Source organism: Fontibacter flavus (assembly GCF_042432905.1).
GTDB classification, from domain to species: Bacteria; Bacteroidota; Bacteroidia; order Cytophagales; family Cyclobacteriaceae; genus Fontibacter; species Fontibacter flavus.
The window spans coordinates 55185-71039 of record NZ_JBHLWI010000030.1 but is presented as its reverse complement, the minus strand read 5'-3'; the positions used below and the strand labels follow the sequence as shown (position 1 = coordinate 71039).

Annotated in this window: 18 protein-coding genes and 1 tRNA gene; 9 read left to right on the top strand and 10 right to left on the bottom strand. The window is 38.4% G+C overall.

Annotated elements, in window-relative coordinates:
* Positions 1–105: 105 nt before the first annotated feature.
* Complete coding sequence (locus ACFFIP_RS11430; protein WP_382387780.1) at positions 106–567, bottom strand: nuclear transport factor 2 family protein; 462 nt, start codon at positions 565–567, stop codon at positions 106–108.
* A gap of 99 nt (positions 568–666) precedes the next feature.
* Here ACFFIP_RS11430 and ACFFIP_RS11425 point away from each other — a divergent pair, with 99 nt between their 5' ends.
* Entirely contained in the window at positions 667–840 is a 174-nt protein-coding gene (locus ACFFIP_RS11425) for a hypothetical protein (protein WP_382387779.1), read from the top strand.
* Positions 841–1110: 270 nt separating this feature from the next.
* Here the strand turns inward: ACFFIP_RS11425 and ACFFIP_RS11420 are convergent, their stop codons facing one another.
* The 6 genes from ACFFIP_RS11420 to lhgD all read right to left on the bottom strand — a co-directional run bounded on the left by ACFFIP_RS11420 (position 1111) and on the right by lhgD (position 6584).
* On the bottom strand, positions 1111–1689 hold the full coding sequence (locus ACFFIP_RS11420; RefSeq protein WP_382387778.1) for a DapH/DapD/GlmU-related protein: 579 nt from the start codon (positions 1687–1689) through the stop codon (positions 1111–1113).
* A 29-nt stretch (positions 1690–1718) separates the two neighbouring features.
* Positions 1719–2564: an MBL fold metallo-hydrolase gene (locus tag ACFFIP_RS11415; protein WP_382387777.1), complete on the bottom strand. Its 846-nt coding sequence runs from the start codon at positions 2562–2564 to the stop codon at positions 1719–1721.
* Positions 2561–2956: a transcriptional regulator gene (locus ACFFIP_RS11410; protein ID WP_382387776.1), complete on the bottom strand. Its 396-nt coding sequence runs from the start codon at positions 2954–2956 to the stop codon at positions 2561–2563. Before ACFFIP_RS11410 ends, ACFFIP_RS11415 begins: the two co-directional genes overlap by 4 nt.
* A gap of 228 nt (positions 2957–3184) precedes the next feature.
* Positions 3185–4081: a helix-turn-helix domain-containing protein gene (locus tag ACFFIP_RS11405; protein WP_382387775.1), complete on the bottom strand. Its 897-nt coding sequence runs from the start codon at positions 4079–4081 to the stop codon at positions 3185–3187.
* 272 nt (positions 4082–4353) lie between these two features.
* On the bottom strand, positions 4354–5196 hold the full coding sequence (locus ACFFIP_RS11400) for a hypothetical protein (protein ID WP_382387774.1): 843 nt from the start codon (positions 5194–5196) through the stop codon (positions 4354–4356).
* Positions 5197–5378: 182 nt separating this feature from the next.
* On the bottom strand, positions 5379–6584 hold the full coding sequence (gene lhgD / locus ACFFIP_RS11395) for an L-2-hydroxyglutarate dehydrogenase (RefSeq protein WP_382387773.1): 1206 nt from the start codon (positions 6582–6584) through the stop codon (positions 5379–5381).
* A 195-nt stretch (positions 6585–6779) separates the two neighbouring features.
* Here lhgD and thrS point away from each other — a divergent pair, with 195 nt between their 5' ends.
* The 4 genes from thrS (at position 6780) to rplT (ending at position 10037) form a co-directional block, all read left to right on the top strand.
* Positions 6780–8729: a threonine--tRNA ligase gene (gene thrS, locus ACFFIP_RS11390; protein ID WP_382387772.1), complete on the top strand. Its 1950-nt coding sequence runs from the start codon at positions 6780–6782 to the stop codon at positions 8727–8729.
* A gap of 88 nt (positions 8730–8817) precedes the next feature.
* Positions 8818–9369 (top strand): translation initiation factor IF-3, encoded by a 552-nt coding sequence (infC, locus tag ACFFIP_RS11385; RefSeq protein WP_382387771.1) that lies wholly within the window; start codon positions 8818–8820, stop codon positions 9367–9369.
* 22 nt (positions 9370–9391) lie between these two features.
* Entirely contained in the window at positions 9392–9589 is a 198-nt protein-coding gene (gene rpmI, locus ACFFIP_RS11380) for a 50S ribosomal protein L35 (RefSeq protein ID WP_009185920.1), read from the top strand.
* A gap of 103 nt (positions 9590–9692) precedes the next feature.
* Positions 9693–10037: a 50S ribosomal protein L20 gene (gene rplT, locus ACFFIP_RS11375; protein ID WP_382387770.1), complete on the top strand. Its 345-nt coding sequence runs from the start codon at positions 9693–9695 to the stop codon at positions 10035–10037.
* A gap of 215 nt (positions 10038–10252) precedes the next feature.
* Here the strand turns inward: rplT and ACFFIP_RS11370 are convergent, their stop codons facing one another.
* The 3 genes from ACFFIP_RS11370 to ACFFIP_RS11360 form a co-directional block, all read right to left on the bottom strand.
* The gene (locus ACFFIP_RS11370; RefSeq protein WP_382387769.1) at positions 10253–10402 is read right to left on the bottom strand and encodes a GIY-YIG nuclease family protein; all 150 of its coding nucleotides are present in this window, start codon (positions 10400–10402) and stop codon (positions 10253–10255) included.
* 112 nt (positions 10403–10514) lie between these two features.
* Entirely contained in the window at positions 10515–10769 is a 255-nt protein-coding gene (locus ACFFIP_RS11365; protein ID WP_382387768.1) for a GIY-YIG nuclease family protein, read from the bottom strand.
* A gap of 47 nt (positions 10770–10816) precedes the next feature.
* Positions 10817–10890 (bottom strand) — tRNA-Met (locus ACFFIP_RS11360).
* Positions 10891–10982: 92 nt separating this feature from the next.
* Here ACFFIP_RS11360 and ACFFIP_RS11355 point away from each other — a divergent pair.
* From ACFFIP_RS11355 to pnp, 4 genes are all read left to right on the top strand, one after another.
* Complete coding sequence (locus ACFFIP_RS11355; protein WP_382387767.1) at positions 10983–11378, top strand: START-like domain-containing protein; 396 nt, start codon at positions 10983–10985, stop codon at positions 11376–11378.
* A 73-nt stretch (positions 11379–11451) separates the two neighbouring features.
* Positions 11452–13194, top strand: a complete 1743-nt coding sequence (locus ACFFIP_RS11350; RefSeq protein ID WP_382387766.1) for an LptF/LptG family permease — start codon at positions 11452–11454, stop codon at positions 13192–13194.
* 70 nt (positions 13195–13264) lie between these two features.
* Positions 13265–13540 (top strand): 30S ribosomal protein S15, encoded by a 276-nt coding sequence (rpsO, locus tag ACFFIP_RS11345; protein WP_382387765.1) that lies wholly within the window; start codon positions 13265–13267, stop codon positions 13538–13540.
* 109 nt (positions 13541–13649) lie between these two features.
* Positions 13650–15791, top strand: a complete 2142-nt coding sequence (gene pnp, locus ACFFIP_RS11340; RefSeq protein ID WP_382387764.1) for a polyribonucleotide nucleotidyltransferase — start codon at positions 13650–13652, stop codon at positions 15789–15791.
* Positions 15792–15855: the final 64 nt, after the last annotated feature.

The window sequence follows — 15855 nt, the reverse complement described above, 5'->3', positions numbered from 1 at the left end:
GATTATCTACTCAATTTACCAAGGAATGGCTCTTCTGTCAAGGCAACTTTGATTGATGGTTTTTTAGGGATTTGTTTTCTTCAAGAGAAAACCTGGCAGGTTTTATTACTTCTCTATCTGATGCATATCTCTTACACTGCTAAAAGTCATGGCCAGCATTTTCCAAACCGAGCTCTCTTTTTGATAAACCTCAGTCACTGTAAATTCTACTTTGGCATCATTTCCTCGGACGACTGATTCGAGGGTGATCCGGTTCCAGACAATGGCGGTATTTCCCACAAGCTCTACTGCTGTGTCATGCACGGTGGCTTTTTTGTACCAAATGCTTCCGGTTTCGATGATTTCAAGTTCCCGAGCTGTGGTCCATGTTCCGCTCATATGGACAAACTTTGCCCGTGGGTGGAATAGGGGAGTAAGCTTAGAAATATCCTTGTCTGCCATCCATTGCCATTTGTCCATGGAGAGTTGAACAACTTCTTTTTCAGTATCGCTCTTGGGATGGGTTTGAGCATGATTTGGAAAAGCCAGGTAAATGAAGAAAAGGATGGTCAGAAGGAATGATTTCATAAGTGTGTTAATTGATTTAGAACTTAAAATGATTTTAATTTTGGTAAACCAAAATTACCGATTATTAAACTGGTTTTCTTACGGAAATCAAATAAGGAATTGGTAAAATCAAATGGGGTCGATTCCAAAATCATCCAGGCCAAAAAAGATTTTGAAGAAAGCATCAGATTGGCGGCCATGAACCTGAGCCAGTTTAGGATTTCTAAGCAGGAATTGAAGGAACTGGTATTAAAAAGGATGAGGGAAAGGGAGAAAGTAGGTTTCAAGGTTTGAAAAGCTCGACCCTTTCAAGGTCGGGATGTCCAAGAAATGCAAATATACAAATACCGGTTTTACGGGAGGCTAATGAAAAGTTAGACCACTCCGTGGTCAGTTCATAAATTGATTTCAAAATCACAATAAATTCTAAGGATTTACAGACGCCAAAGGGGTCAAACTTCTCAATACCGTGTACGCAGTAGTGGAGCTATGGGTGAAACTCATGGAACCAATAATTTAAACCCCCTCCCGACCCTAAAAGGGCCAAACTATTTTTACTTTTAATCACCCTCCAATCATCTTGATAACCTTCGCCGGAATACCACCCACAATCGCATTGTCGGGCACATCTTTATTGACTACCGCCCCTGCTGCGACGATGGCATTTTCACCCACCGTTACGCCAGGAAGGATGGTGGCTCCGGCTCCAATCCAGGCATTGCGCTTGATATGAACCTGCCCCAAAATCAATTGCCTTCTGATCTTGGGATCCAAGGGATGGTTTTCGCTTGTGATTTTCACCTGAGGGCCTATCATCACCTCATCTTCAATAATAATCCCACCCAAATCCAAAAAGGAACAGTCATGGTTGATAAAGACATTCTTTCCAACACGGGTAAACTTCCCAAAATTGGTGTAGAAAGGAGGGAAGACGGTAGTAGATGCAACCAAGGGCTCAGCCAGCACTTCACTTAAGATCGCTCTGATTTTATCAAGATCACCGGATTGGTTGAGTTGGGTGATCTGAAAGATGGTTTTGGCTACCTGTTCATTGATGGAGGTATATTGGGATTCAGTGAGGTTGACAGGGGTAGCTGAAGGGAGTTTTTCGAAAGTAGTGTTATTAGATGCTTGATTTTTCATTTCCTAAATTCTTGTTTTATTGGCTTTGATCAATTTTTAAATTCATCTAAGTCAATTTCGGTTCCTTCAATTGCAAACTCAAAATCTACAATTCCAGAATACTCAGTTTGAAGTTTGGCGTAAATTTCATGTAATTCTTCATCTGTTCTTGAAGGATCATGATGGGTAAGCAAAAGCTTTTTTACATTTCCCATTCCTGACAGATGTATGGCATCTTCCATGCTGCAGTGTCCCCAGCCTATCTTTTTCTTATATTCTTCAGCAGTGTATTGGGCGTCATGCAACAAAAGATCTGCTCCTTTGATCAAATCAAATCCTGATATCCATTTTTCATCCTGAATCATTCCAGATGGACCTAAGGCAGGTTCATGATCAGGAAGATAAGCAAGAATCCCTTTTTTTCCTTCGACGCGATAACCTAAAGTCGGGCCTGTATGGATGATATATTGAGAACTGATTTTAAAAGAACCAATAGAGAATACTTCATCAGAGATTTCATGCAATGTCAATTTACAGGGCAGATCCCTGATGAGTACCGGGAACAAAGGAGGGGAGAGGTACCTGCTCAACCTTTTTTGTAAACTCAGTGAAGCGCTTGCTGGTGCATATATATGAACCTCCATTTCAGGATCAAATAAATGCTTGAAGAACCCTAATCCCTGAATATGGTCCAAGTGTAAGTGGGTGAGTAAAATGTCAATTCGGTTGGTTTTCCCTTCTGATATGGTTACTTTTTGAATCCCTGTTCCTCCATCCAGTATTAAAAAACCACCATCTTCCTCTACTGTTACACAAGAGGTGTTTCCCCCATAAAACAGAGTTTTGGGATCTGTTGTGGGGATGGATCCTCTTACACCTTTGATTGAAACTTTCATGATTCCTTTGAATCCCAAAAGATGGCTACAGCTCCCAGAAACCTGCCCGCCCTACCAATAATAGGATAGGAAGTGACGGATATTTTTTCAGGATTACCCTTCAAACTCTCTATCCAAAACACCCTGTGATGAGGCCGTTGACTTTCCAATGTTTTGACCAAGGGGAGACCCTCTGGAGGTAATGGATTGCCATTTTCATCCAAAGGTTTGAATACCGTAGACCACTCTTCAACTTTCATTTCACCGGTGTCCTGAAAGGAAGTCCCCAGGATGTTTTCAGCCGGTTCGTTGTAGAAAATAAGGTTCCCAACAATATCCGTGATAAAAACAGGTATGGAAAGGCAGTCTGCCAATTGTCGGTTGAGGATGATTTCTATTTCATGTGCAGCCATTTTGGAGTAGGACAGTCTCTTATAAATATAATGAAACAAATCTAAATTAGCCCAATAATCTTAAGAGCATTAATGAATTAACAACCTAACTATGAGTAAATGACTTATCACATCTCTGTTCATCAAAAGTTGTCGTTTTTAAAAAAAATTGAAACACATCTAATAAAGTGTTTCTAGGTAACTTTTTTTACTCTTTACAGTATCTTTATTTTTAACACATTTTTAAGACTATCCTTCCCTAAACTTCAAGGGGCTAGTTCCCACATGCTTTTTAAAGAAATTGTTGAAGTGCGGGACTTCGGTAAATCCAAGAGCAAAGGCAATTTCTCCCACATTCCATTTACTATGTTTGAGCAGAACTTTGGCTTCCTGAATCACCCGCTCGGCGATTACCTGAGTAGTAGTCTTTCCGGTGGTTTCTTTGACAGCCCTGTTGAGGTGGTTGACATGTACATTGAGATGCTCGGCAAAATCAGAAGCAGAGCGGATTTCCAATTGGGGATGGCTGTCCTCAATGGGGAACTGTCTCTCCAAGAGTTCCGTAAACATGGCTGAAATCCTATGCGAAGCGTTGAAAGGTTGTTTGTCCGTAAGGATATTTGGCTGTTGTTTCATCCCATAATGGATCAATTCCAGGATTTGGCTGCGAATGCTGTCATATTTGTATTTATAGTCAGAATTAAAATCTTTTTCTAATTTGGCAAACATGGTCTCCACTTCCAGTACCTGCTCGTCTGTCAGTTCAAAGATGTGATTACCTGATGGTTGGAAGATTTCATATTGGCTGATGTTGCCAAAATTGTGCATAAAATGCTGGTTGAAGATACAGTATTGGCCTTTTAATGCTTCGTGGTGCTCCCATTTGTACGGGATCAGGGGATTGGAAAAGGCTAGTGCTTGCTTTTTCACATCGACTACCTGATCGGCATAATACACGGTACCATGACCTTTGACCAGCATAACTTTATAAAAATCCCTTCTTCGGTAAGGAATCGTGCTCTGTTTACCTTGGGAATAGGCTTCTAAGTCAAATATATTGAAGTGACCGATGTCATTCCGGATGTTTTCAGGTAACCAGCTGAACTTTCTTTTATAAAACTCTTCTAAACTTTCAGGTTTGTCCATGATTCTAATGATACTTACTATGGGATATGGAATGGATATTAGCTTCGCGATATTAAATTGATATTTGCTTCGTGATATTTGTCGATCTGGGCATTTTTAAATGTCTTTGGCAGTACAAAATATCCATTTCTAATATCCATTAAGATACACAAATATCTATTTGCTTAAGTATTTCTACTTTTTTCCATTTCTTTCAACCCTATTTCACTAAGCATATTTTCCAACTTGTTTTAAACAATATCAACCCAATATCCAATATCAACTAATATATTTTAAAGCAAAAGATTCGATCTCTTTACAAACTCATTATTGAAGGAATAAACCAAACTTATATTCCAGATCCAGTCATTCACATCAATTTCAGAGACTATTTTTCGGCTGATAGTGGATCCTAGAGAAACCGGTAGATCTTTTTTTCCAATAACAAATGAAGAACTGGCAAAATACCCGTCTTTTTCATTCATTTTCAGATAAAAAACCTGTGGACTTGCATTGAAGAAGTACTTTTGTGAGAGCGGTATTTTGGTAAATTGAGTGCCGAGCGCTACAAATTGGTTGAGGGCATATGGGACTTTGCCTAAACTTCTACCCGCCAAATATAAGAAGGTAATAGTTGTCTTGTCGTTAATCGAATACCTAGGGGAAATTTCACCTGCAAAAAACCGCTTGGCTTCCATGCTGCTGACCATTGTGCCAGAGCCATCATCCACCATTTTATTCTCAAAAATAAATGCCGGATGAGCTCCTACATGTAGCCTGAACTTTTCTGACTTGATGATTTTATACCGCCACCAGAAAATGAATGACCATGGTTTTCCATCCAAAGCAAAGCGCATTTCCGGATCAAAACTTAAGCGCTCACCTCCAAGAGAGAGCTCGAAAATAGCGGCGGGTCTGTTGAGCGAAAAGGCCGGAATCAGAGAAAGACCATTGTTGGTGACACTGATATTGCCCCTAAAGTGATTCATATTATTCTGATTGTCTTGTGCATTAGCATTAGCTAAAGACAATGAGACCAATAAGAATAACATCATCAGGGCTTTAATCAAAACCCAATTTCTTGAAATTAATATTAAGTTTTGAAGGTTAAGTTCAAAAGGTGATTGAATGCGCATGGGGATTAGGTTTTCAAATGCAAAATTGCATAAAATAACCACCATTATTCAATGATTTTCAAAGAGATAATTGCAAAAATCAAACAATTGATCTTTACAAAGCGGAAAAATATAAAAAAGCCTTTCAAAAAATATTTAGATTCCCAAGAACGGTGATATTCCTGGGAACCAAATAATTGCATTTAAGCTTCAAATCGTTTGATTGCCAGTTGGCTCACAGTACCCCCGATTGCCAAAGAGCTTGTTGCAGCGGGAGATGGCGCATTTAAAACATTAATGGTATATTCATTTTCTCTAATGCTGAAATCGTCCAAAAGACCACCTGTTCGGTCGCAGGCTTGAGCCCTAACTCCGGCACCACCATCAACTAAGTCGTCTTCTTTGATATCAGGTATCAATTCCTGAAGGGCTTTGGTAAAGGCGGTTTTTGAAAAGGAACGGTACAATTCACCCATTCCGGTTTTCCAGTACTTTGATGCCACTTTTTGAAAACCTGGCCACGCAAGGGTTTCGCTTAATTCTGCCAAATTTACCTGGGAGCGTTTGTACCCTTCTCTTTTGAAAGCTAATACAGCATTTGGACCGGCTTCTACACCACCTTTCATCATTCTCGTAAAATGTACCCCTAAGAATGGAAAATTAGGATCCGGAACAGGGTATATCAGGTTCTTGACCAGGTATTCCCTTTCTTTTTTAAGCTTGTAATATTCACCTCTAAAAGGAATAATTCTCACATCTATTTCCTCATCCTGATTCATTTGGGCTACTTTATCAGAATAAAGGCCGGCACAGTTGATTACAAGTTTAGCGGAAAATTCATGGTATGCTGTTTGGACATAAGAAATCCCATTAAGGTTTTTGATTTTTTCAACCTTATTGTTTAAAAAGATTTCACCTCCTAATGACTCGAATTTCTTGGCATAAGTTTGAGCTACAACCTTATAATCCACTATTCCTGTTTGGGGTACATGGAAAGCTGCTACTCCCGCACAGTAAGGTTCATATTCCTTAAGTTCGTCCAATGTAATATGTCGGGTTCCTGTCAAACCATTTTGGAGACCACGTTCAAGCAATCCATTTAGTATTGGTATTTGTTCTTTTTTGGTGGCTACCACAACCTTTCCGGTTAGTTCAAAAGGTATATTTTCCTCCTCGCAGAATCTGATCAATTCGTGGTAACCATTGATACAGTTGGTTGCTTTTAAAGAACCTGGTTTGTAATACAATCCGGAATGGATAACCCCACTGTTATTTCCTGTCTGATGCTTGGCTACTTCTGATTCTTTTTCAAGAACAATGACTTTTAAATCAGGTTTTTGCTGTTTGATCTTAAGACCAGTGGCGAGGCCAACAATTCCTCCTCCTATGATGATGACGTCGTTTAGCATATTTGAAAAGCTTTCAACAAAGATAAGGTTGTATGATAAAATTCATCTGAATGCATTTTGATAATTTCAAAATATTAAAAATTAAGTGTCAATTTTTGCTAAATCTTTCGAAAGCGACTATGAATTTGCATATTTGCAATTAATTAAAAGCATCTGTTTGTATAGATGTCATGTTTCATTTATTTAAAATTTTAAATGTCTAACCAACAAATCAAGATTACCCTTCCTGACGGTTCCGTTAGGGAGTATGAAAAAGGAGTTTCAGGGCTACAGATTGCACTTAGTATCAGCGAGGGTTTGGCCAGAAACGTACTTGCCGCAAAAGTTAACGGAGAAGTTTGGGATTCCAGTAGAGCAATTCAGCAAGATTCAACAGTTCAATTATTGACATGGAATGATGCAGAAGGCAAAAACACTTTTTGGCATTCTTCAGCACACTTAATGGCTGAAGCATTGGAAGAGCTTTATCCAGGAATCAAATTCGGGATCGGGCCTCCAATTGAAAACGGCTTTTATTATGATGTGGATTTTGGTGACAAATCTTTGGATGGTGCCGAGCTTGAGAAGATAGAGGCCAAAATGATGGAATTGGCCAAGCAAAAAAATGACTACATCCGCAAAGATGTTTCCAAAAAAGATGCTGTTGCCTACTTCAAGGAGAAAGGTGATGAATATAAGTTAGACCTTTTGGATGGATTGGAGGACGGTACCATCACATTTTATGAGCAGGGAAATTTCGTTGACCTTTGCCGTGGACCGCATATACCAAATACTGGATTTATAAAAGCAGCGAAGTTATTGAACATTGCAGGTGCTTATTGGAGAGGGGATGAGAAAAATAAAATGCTTACCCGAATCTATGGCATCACTTTTCCAAAGGCGAAAGAATTACAGGAATACCTGCATATGTTGGAGGAGGCGAAAAAACGTGATCATAGAAAACTGGGTAGGGAATTAGAACTGTTTACGTTTTCTGAAAAAGTAGGTATGGGTTTACCGTTATGGTTGCCAAAAGGTACACTTTTACGGGAACGATTGGTGAATTTCATGAAGCGTGCCCAGGATAAATCCGGGTATCAGCAGGTAGTCACTCCACATATTGGGCATAAGGCATTGTATGAGACTTCAGGGCACTATGAGAAGTATGGCAAAGATTCTTTCCAGCCAATAGCTACTCCAAATGAAGGTGAAGAGTTTTTGCTAAAGCCGATGAACTGCCCTCATCACTGTGAGATATATAAACATAAACCAAGATCCTACAAAGACTTACCGATTCGCTATGCTGAATTCGGAACTGTATATAGATATGAGCAAAGTGGGGAACTCCATGGCCTGACCAGGGTGAGGGGGTTCACCCAGGATGACGCCCATATTTTCTGCAGACCGGATCAGGTCAAGGAAGAATTTATCAAGGTAATAGACTTGGTATTGTATGTATTTAAGGCATTGGGTTTTGATGATTATACCGCTCAAGTTTCTTTAAGAGATCCGGAAAATAAAGAAAAGTACATTGGATCTGATGAAGGCTGGAACAAAGCCGAATCTGCCATTATTGAAGCAGCTGCTGAAAGAGGACTTCAGACTGTGACAGAATTGGGAGAAGCAGCTTTTTATGGTCCAAAGCTGGACTTTATGGTGAAGGACGCCTTAGGAAGAAAGTGGCAATTGGGAACCATACAGGTGGATTATAACCTGCCTGAGCGTTTTCAATTGGAATATATAGGATCTGATAACCAGAAGCACCGTCCTGTCATGATTCACAGGGCACCATTTGGGTCCTTGGAGAGATTTGTGGCAGTTCTGATAGAGCATTGCGCCGGTAACTTCCCATTATGGTTGTCTCCAGACCAGGTAACCATCCTTCCTATTTCAGAAAAATACATCGAGTATGCTGAAGAAATCAAGACCTTATTGGAAGAGCATGATATTGTAGGTGCCATCGACAATAGGGATGAAAAAATTGGCAGAAAAATCCGTGATGCTGAAGTCAAGAAGGTTCCATTTATGTTGATTGTGGGTGAAAAGGAACAGGCTGAAGGAAAAGTATCCGTAAGGAAGCATGGAGAAGGTGATTTTGGTTCATTGACTCCTGAGGAGTTTGTGACTCATTTCAAAGGAATCATTGAGGGTTCATTAAAAAATTAAATTATTAAGGTATAAAGTAGGAGATTTTTTAAATCTCAAAATTATTCCGATATTTGCACGCAATTTCATTAAAACAACCATATTAATTTTGAAAGGAAAAACACCGTTCAGACAGAGACAAGAAGAACCCTATAAGGTGAATGAAAAAATTAGGGCAAGAGAAGTAAGGATAGTAGGAGATTTCGTTGAAGGAGGAAATGCTGTTCTATCACTATCTGCGGCACTAAAACTCGCTGAGGAAAATGAACTTGATCTCGTAGAAATTTCTCCCAATGCCAATCCACCTGTTTGTAAGGTGATTGATTATGCCAAATTTAAGTACGAGCAGAAGAAAAAGCAGAAGGAAATTAAAGCCAATGCTTCCAAGACTGTTTTGAAAGAAATTAGGTTTGGTCCAAATACAGATGACCATGATTTCAACTTCAAGTTGAAGCATGCGATTAACTTCTTAAAGGAAGGGGCGAAGGTTAAAGCTTATGTCCATTTTGTCGGAAGGTCAATTGTGTTTAAGGAAAGAGGAGAGATGTTGTTATTGAGGTTTGCGCAGGAGTTGGAGGATTATGCTCAGGTAGAGCAGTTGCCTAAGTTAGAAGGAAAGAGAATGTTCCTTTTTCTAGCTCCTAAATCAGCTAAGAAATAATTTTCAACAAACAAATACAGTTATGCCTAAAGTAAAAACAAAATCAAGTGCGAAAAAAAGGTTCAAGTTGACTGGAACCGGAAAAATCAGAAGGAAGCATGCTTACAAAAGCCACATCCTGACCAAAAAATCTACCAAGAGAAAGAGAAATCTAACTCAAATGGGAATGGTTCATGAGTCAGATGAAGGAAGAGTAAAAGCAATGTTGAGAATCGGATAATCTGATTCTTATTCTTTCAAACAAATTAATAAGGTTAATTTATTCACCAGACGCTGAGGTTCATTAAGTCCGAGAGGCACCTAGAGTCAAAAAATTTAAAACTATGCCAAGATCAGTAAATGCAGTTGCTTCTAGAGCAAGAAGAAAAAAAATCCTAAAAGCAACAAGAGGCTACTTCGGAAGAGGTAAAAACGTTTGGACGGTAGCCAAAAACAAGTATGAAAAAGGTTTACAGTACGCGTACAGAGACAGAAAGGCTAAGAAAAGAGAATTCAGAGCCCTATGGATCCAGCGTATCAACGCGGGTGCCAGACAATATGGCATCTCTTATTCACAATTTATGGGAATGTTGAAGAAAGCTGATATCGAATTGAACAGAAAAGTTCTTGCTGATTTGGCGATGAATCATCCCGAGGCATTCAAAGCTGTAGTTGAAAAAGTAAAGTAAGAAAGGCACAACCTTACTTTAAATTAGCCCTGAATATTCAGGGCTTTTTTTATGCCCAATTTTTTATCCGGTTAGTGTCTATTTCTCAAATTTTACTATATTACAAAAGAACGGATTACCCAAGGTAAAACATGCAAATTGACAGCATTTTCAGGTTTTACATTTTCCTTAATAATAAAACTCTTCAGTTGATGTCATGAGTTTTTGTTGAAAGGTTATTGAATCCAGTTTGAGGGTCTGAATCTGGTTGTAAAGCCTTTTGAAGATTTGGAATTGTGGAAATTAAACCTTGTGATAAGGTCAGTGGTCATACCTGTATAGAGTCTGTTTGCGGAAAAAGAATAGAGAACGTAGACGCAGAACATAGAGGTTAAAGAGTTAAATAAAAAAGCCCCAAAAGAGGGGCTTGTGAGTAGCGAGGAGGGGATCCCGATAGCTATCGGGACCCTGTCCGCCGCGGCGGATATGAATCCAGCGCTAAAGGAATTTAGGAAGAATTTGGTGTTTTATCCATTCCCTTCCTTTTCCTGATTTGAGTTCCTTTTCTCTTAGTAGTGCATCCTTCTTTGAGTCAAAGAACTCGGTATGTATACAATACCAAGGTCTGAATCTGAGGGTAAAGCCTTTTGTAGATTTGGAATTATGGAAATTGAACCTTGTGATAAGGTCAGTGGTCATACCAGTGTAGAGTCTGTTTGCGGAAAAAGAATAGAGAACGTAAACGCAGTACATAGATTAAAGAGTTAAATAAAAAAAGCCCCAAAAGAGGGGCTTGTGAGTAGCGAGGAGGGGAGTTGAACCCCTGACCTCAGGGTTATGAATCCTGCGCTCTAACCAACTGAGCTACCTCGCCAAATGGGAATGCAAATATGCTGGCTTACTTCATTAATTGCAAGTAATTTGGTGTAAAAAAAGTGATTTTTTATGAACAAAAATTAGAATAAAATGGTAAAAAACAAGTTTGTTGCTGATTATCAAATCAATACTTCAAGGAAAATTCTATTTCCCTATTTGAGTACAGCAAGTGGACTTGCTGAATGGTTTGCTGACGATGTTTCTATAAATGAAGATAAAGATTATATCTTTCATTATGATGGAGAGGAGCATTATGGGAGAATAGTATCCTTGAGAGGAAATTATCATGTGAAATTTGAGTTTTTTGACCCAAATAATCCTGATGAAACCGATAACTCATATATTGAATTTAAAATCGAGGAAAATGAGTTGACTCAAACCTTATTTCTGAAGGTGATTGATTACAGTGATTCTTATGATGATGAGGAACTGGAGTCTATTTGGGAAAACTTAGTCAATAATCTTAAAGAAATGATAGGAGGTTAACTCGGATTTTTAAAGAAATTTTGAATATTATTGTCAACTTTGCCGTATCAATTGATTACGGCCTGGTTTCTGGATGAAAAAACTTGATAAGCTTATATTAGGGTCTTTTATAGGACCCTTCTTTTTGACCTTTGTGGTAGTGGATTTTATTCTGCTTACCGTGAATATGCTCAAGTATTTCGATGAAATATTCGGAAAGGGCTTGAGCTTTATGATTTATATGGAGCTGATTTCCTATTTTGTAATCAGTATTTCACCAATGGCTTTGCCATTGGCAGTACTTTTATCTGCATTGATGACCTTCGGCAATTTAGGAGAACATTTTGAGCTTACAGCCATTAAAAGCAGTGGGATTTCCTTGTTAAGGACCTTAAGGCCTATCGGTGTTTTTGTAGTGATCCTGACAATACTTGCATTTCTATCCAATAACTATCTTGTTCCCAAGGTCAACCTCAAGACTTTCAGCCTTCTCTATGATATCAGGATGAAATCCCCGGCATTGGATATAAAGGAAGGTGTCTTTTATGCAGGAATACCTAATTACAGTATTAAAGTCAATCAAAAGCTGGATGATGTCCGGTTAAAAGATGTAATCATTTATGACCACACAGAAGGACAAGGCAATATCAATGTGATATTGGCCGATTCAGGCAGGATGGAGCCTTTTTTCAATGATAGGTATATGCGATTGACGCTTTATAATGGCGTCAGTTACAAAGAATCAAGAAGCCAAAGAGGAATTAATGAAAAACCTGTTGATTTTAGTAGAACGAGATTTTCAGAGAATCAAATAGTTTTTAATCTGGAATCTTTCCAACTCAATAGAACACCTGAAGACCTCTGGTCCACAAATAGATCTATAAAAAATATTTCCCAGTTAAGGGATGGATTAGACTCAATGGCTTTTGAAGTTAATTCCATAGTTTATTATAATTATTTAACCACCGAGAGTTCTTACACTTATTTTGGGAGGGATAAAAGAATTTCCCCGCCTAAGGATATTGCAGAGAAAAAAATAATTTATGATTCTTTAAAGTCAATCAAGGCTGAAGAGCGTAAAAGAAACCAATTAACTAACTCCGGCCAATCTATTAATGCAGTCAAGGAAATAGACGTTAGTTCACTTTCAAATGACACATTGAAAATGATTGCTGCAGATTCAGTTCAGGCAACTGATATTGTCACTGTACCTAAAACACCTTTTAGAAATGGTCCTACAACAGCAATGAATACTGCTAGGATAGCATCAGCTGAAGATTCTTTACGGAAAGTTATTAAACCAGTTATAAAGGTTACAGAATTCTCGCCAGAATTCAAGGAGAAATTAGATTCATTGATTACGAAAGGCAATTATCAATCTAGGGCGGCGACAGTGGCAATGAATAATGCCCGGACAATTAAGAATAATTTCAACAACAAACTCAGGGAAATAGACAATCTTGAAAGAGAACATAGACGATATCAGATTGCTATTTATCAGAAATATACTACTGCATTTGCTTGTATTGTAATGTTTCTGATTGGGGCACCTCTAGGCGCAATCATCAAAAAAGGCGGTTTGGGGATGCCAGTGCTTGTTTCCATTATTTTTTTCATCATCTTTTATATGTTAACTATCACCGGGGAGAAATGGGCAAAGGAGGGAGTTACAGACCCCCTATTCGGAACTTGGTTTTCTAATTTGGTACTCTTACCGTTTGGCTTATTTTTTCTGAAACAGGCAAGGAAGGATGCCCGCTTATTTGAAGCAGATGCATATGTGGAGTTTTTCAGAAAAATTCAACTTTGGTTTAAAAGAAAATATTCTAAAACCTGAAGGTCATTTTTAAATTCAAAATAAAGGTTTTAACTTTGTGGCTGTTTTAAAACAATAAATTTAACTAGACATGTATTTAACTTCAGAGAAAAAAGCAGAGTTATTCAAAAATCATGGCAGGTTAAAATCTGAAACTGACACAGGTTCACCGGAATCGCAGATTGCGTTGTTTACTTTCAGAATTCAGCATTTGACTGACCATTTGAAATCCAACAAAAAAGACCATACATCAAGATTAAGTTTGATGAAGTTGGTTGGTAAAAGAAGAAGATTGCTAAACTACCTTATCAAGAATGATATTGAGAGATATAGAGCAATTATCGCAGAGCTTGGATTACGTAAATAAACATTATTTCAATGTAAGGTTCTCTTTGTGAGAACCTTACTTTTTTGTTTCCCCCTGATATTAGACCTTACTTTTAAATCTTTACTACATTTATTCTTAACAAATTACTATGTTACCTAATTTAATCACCAAAACCATCCAACTTGAGGATGGAAGACAAATCACCATCGAAACCGGTGCATTGGCTAAGCAAGCTGATGGTTCAGTTGTTGTGCGTATGGGGAATGCCATGTTACTGGCTACCGTTGTTTCGAAAAAAGAAGCATTAGAAGGAGTTGATTTTCTCCCTTTATCAGTTGATTATCAAGAAAAATTTGCAGCCTCAGGTAAAATTCCCGGAGGATTCCTAAAAAGAGAAGGAAGACTTTCTGATTATGAAATTTTGATCAGCCGTTTGGTTGACAGAGCAATTAGACCGATTTTTCCAGATGATTTTCACGCTGATACTCAGGTAAATATTACCCTGATGTCTGCGGATAGCGAAGTTTTACCAGATTGTTTGGCTGGATTAGCCGCTTCTGCAGCTTTAGCAGTTTCTGATATTCCTTTTAATGGCCCTATCTCTGAAGTTAGAGTGGCTAAAATTGACGGCAAATTGGTTGTCAATCCTACTCCAAATCAATTGGAGGTAGCAAGCATGGAATTTATTGTTGCTGGATCAGAAGATTATATCCTCATGGTAGAGGGAGAAGCCAATGAAATTTCTGAAGACGAAATGGTTGAAGCGCTTCAGTTTGCCCATGAAGAAATCAAAAGACATTGTCAAGTTCAAAAAGAACTGACAAAAATGGTTGGCAAAGAGACAAAAAGGGAATATGTCCATGAGAAGTCCGATAAAGCATTGTTCGAAAAAATGCATGCGGAGCTTTATGACAAATGTTATGCATCAGTCAGCAAATTGGTAGCGAATAAAAACGAAAGATCTGAAGCAATCAAAGCCATCAAAGATGCTTTCGTAGAAAGCCTTGGAGAAGAGCATGGTTTCGAAGCCTCTCTGATAGGTCCTTATTTTGCAAAAATTCATAAAGAAGCAGCGAGAAATCTCACTTTGAATGAAAAGAAAAGGTTGGATGGTAGAAAGTTGGATGAAATCAGATCCATTTGGTCGGTAGTAGATTATTTACCATCTGCCCATGGTTCGGCTGTATTTACAAGAGGGGAAACCCAGTCCATTACTACTTGTACTTTGGGTACCAAGTTGGATGAACAAATGATAGATGGTGCCATGATTTCCGGCTATAATAAGTTTTTCCTTCATTATAATTTTCCAGGTTTCTCAACTGGTGAAGTGAAGCCTAATAGAGGACCGGGCAGGAGAGAGGTAGGCCATGGAAATTTGGCAATGCGTGCTTTGAAAAAAGTAATGCCAAAAGATGATGAAAACCCTTATACTATACGTGTCGTATCAGATATTCTGGAATCAAACGGATCTTCTTCAATGGCGACAGTTTGTGCCGGTTCACTAGCTTTAATGGACGCAGGTGTACCGATTAAGGCTCCTGTAACTGGTATTGCAATGGGTATGATATCTGATGCCAAAACGGGTAAGTATTCTATCCTTTCCGATATTTTAGGAGATGAAGATCACTTAGGTGATATGGACTTTAAAGTGACAGGAACTTCAAAAGGTATTACTGCATGTCAGATGGATCTTAAGGTAGAAGGTTTGGATTACAGTGTTTTGAAAGAAGCTTTGTACCAAGCTAGGGAAGGCAGACTTCATATCCTGAATGAAATCACTAAGACGCTGGATGCTCCAAGACCGGACTTGAAACCGCATGCACCTAGATCTTTCAACATGTCAATACCAAAAGAATTGATTGGTGCTGTCATTGGTCCAGGTGGTAAAGTGATTCAAGAAATCCAGAAAGATACAGGAGCTACGATTGTTATCGAAGAGAAAGATAATATGGGTAAGATCAATATTTTCTCCAATAATCAGGTTTCTATGGATGGTGCCATTTCAAGAATCAAAGCAATCGTTGCCCAACCTGAAATTGGCGAAGTATATACCGGTAAGGTTAAAAACATTATGCCATTTGGTGCGTTTGTAGAATTTATGCCAGGCAAAGATGGTTTATTGCATATATCTGAAATCAAGTGGGAAAGACTTGAAAATATGGAAGGTGTGCTAGAACCAGGAGAGGAAATTATGGTTAAACTTATTGATGTCGATAAAAAGACAGGTAAGTTCAAACTTTCTAGAAAAGTTTTGTTGCCAAAACCTGAAAAATCCGACAAAAAAGATTAAGTTTTGAAGTGATTCATTACTTTGAACTTTATTTGAATGGATTTCTGTTATAAATTGAGTCTTA

Excerpts from the sequence above, each read along its gene's own strand:
- ACFFIP_RS11430 (WP_382387780.1), bottom strand. The coding sequence starts at position 567 with ATGAAATCATTCCTTCTGACCATCCTTTTCTTCATTTACCTGGCTTTT.
- ACFFIP_RS11420 (WP_382387778.1), bottom strand. The coding sequence starts at position 1,689 with ATGAAAAATCAAGCATCTAATAACACTACTTTCGAAAAACTCCCTTCA.
- ACFFIP_RS11415 (WP_382387777.1), bottom strand. The coding sequence starts at position 2,564 with ATGAAAGTTTCAATCAAAGGTGTAAGAGGATCCATCCCCACAACAGAT.
- ACFFIP_RS11410 (WP_382387776.1), bottom strand. The coding sequence starts at position 2,956 with ATGGCTGCACATGAAATAGAAATCATCCTCAACCGACAATTGGCAGAC.
- ACFFIP_RS11405 (WP_382387775.1), bottom strand. The coding sequence starts at position 4,081 with ATGGACAAACCTGAAAGTTTAGAAGAGTTTTATAAAAGAAAGTTCAGC.
- ACFFIP_RS11400 (WP_382387774.1), bottom strand. The coding sequence starts at position 5,196 with ATGCGCATTCAATCACCTTTTGAACTTAACCTTCAAAACTTAATATTA.
- lhgD (WP_382387773.1), bottom strand. The coding sequence starts at position 6,584 with ATGCTAAACGACGTCATCATCATAGGAGGAGGAATTGTTGGCCTCGCC.
- thrS (WP_382387772.1), top strand. The coding sequence starts at position 6,780 with ATGTCTAACCAACAAATCAAGATTACCCTTCCTGACGGTTCCGTTAGG.
- rpmI (WP_009185920.1), top strand. The coding sequence starts at position 9,392 with ATGCCTAAAGTAAAAACAAAATCAAGTGCGAAAAAAAGGTTCAAGTTG.
- rplT (WP_382387770.1), top strand. The coding sequence starts at position 9,693 with ATGCCAAGATCAGTAAATGCAGTTGCTTCTAGAGCAAGAAGAAAAAAA.
- ACFFIP_RS11370 (WP_382387769.1), bottom strand. The coding sequence starts at position 10,402 with ATGTTCTGCGTCTACGTTCTCTATTCTTTTTCCGCAAACAGACTCTAT.
- ACFFIP_RS11365 (WP_382387768.1), bottom strand. The coding sequence starts at position 10,769 with ATGTACTGCGTTTACGTTCTCTATTCTTTTTCCGCAAACAGACTCTAC.
- ACFFIP_RS11355 (WP_382387767.1), top strand. The coding sequence starts at position 10,983 with ATGGTAAAAAACAAGTTTGTTGCTGATTATCAAATCAATACTTCAAGG.
- ACFFIP_RS11350 (WP_382387766.1), top strand. The coding sequence starts at position 11,452 with ATGAAAAAACTTGATAAGCTTATATTAGGGTCTTTTATAGGACCCTTC.
- rpsO (WP_382387765.1), top strand. The coding sequence starts at position 13,265 with ATGTATTTAACTTCAGAGAAAAAAGCAGAGTTATTCAAAAATCATGGC.
- pnp (WP_382387764.1), top strand. The coding sequence starts at position 13,650 with ATGTTACCTAATTTAATCACCAAAACCATCCAACTTGAGGATGGAAGA.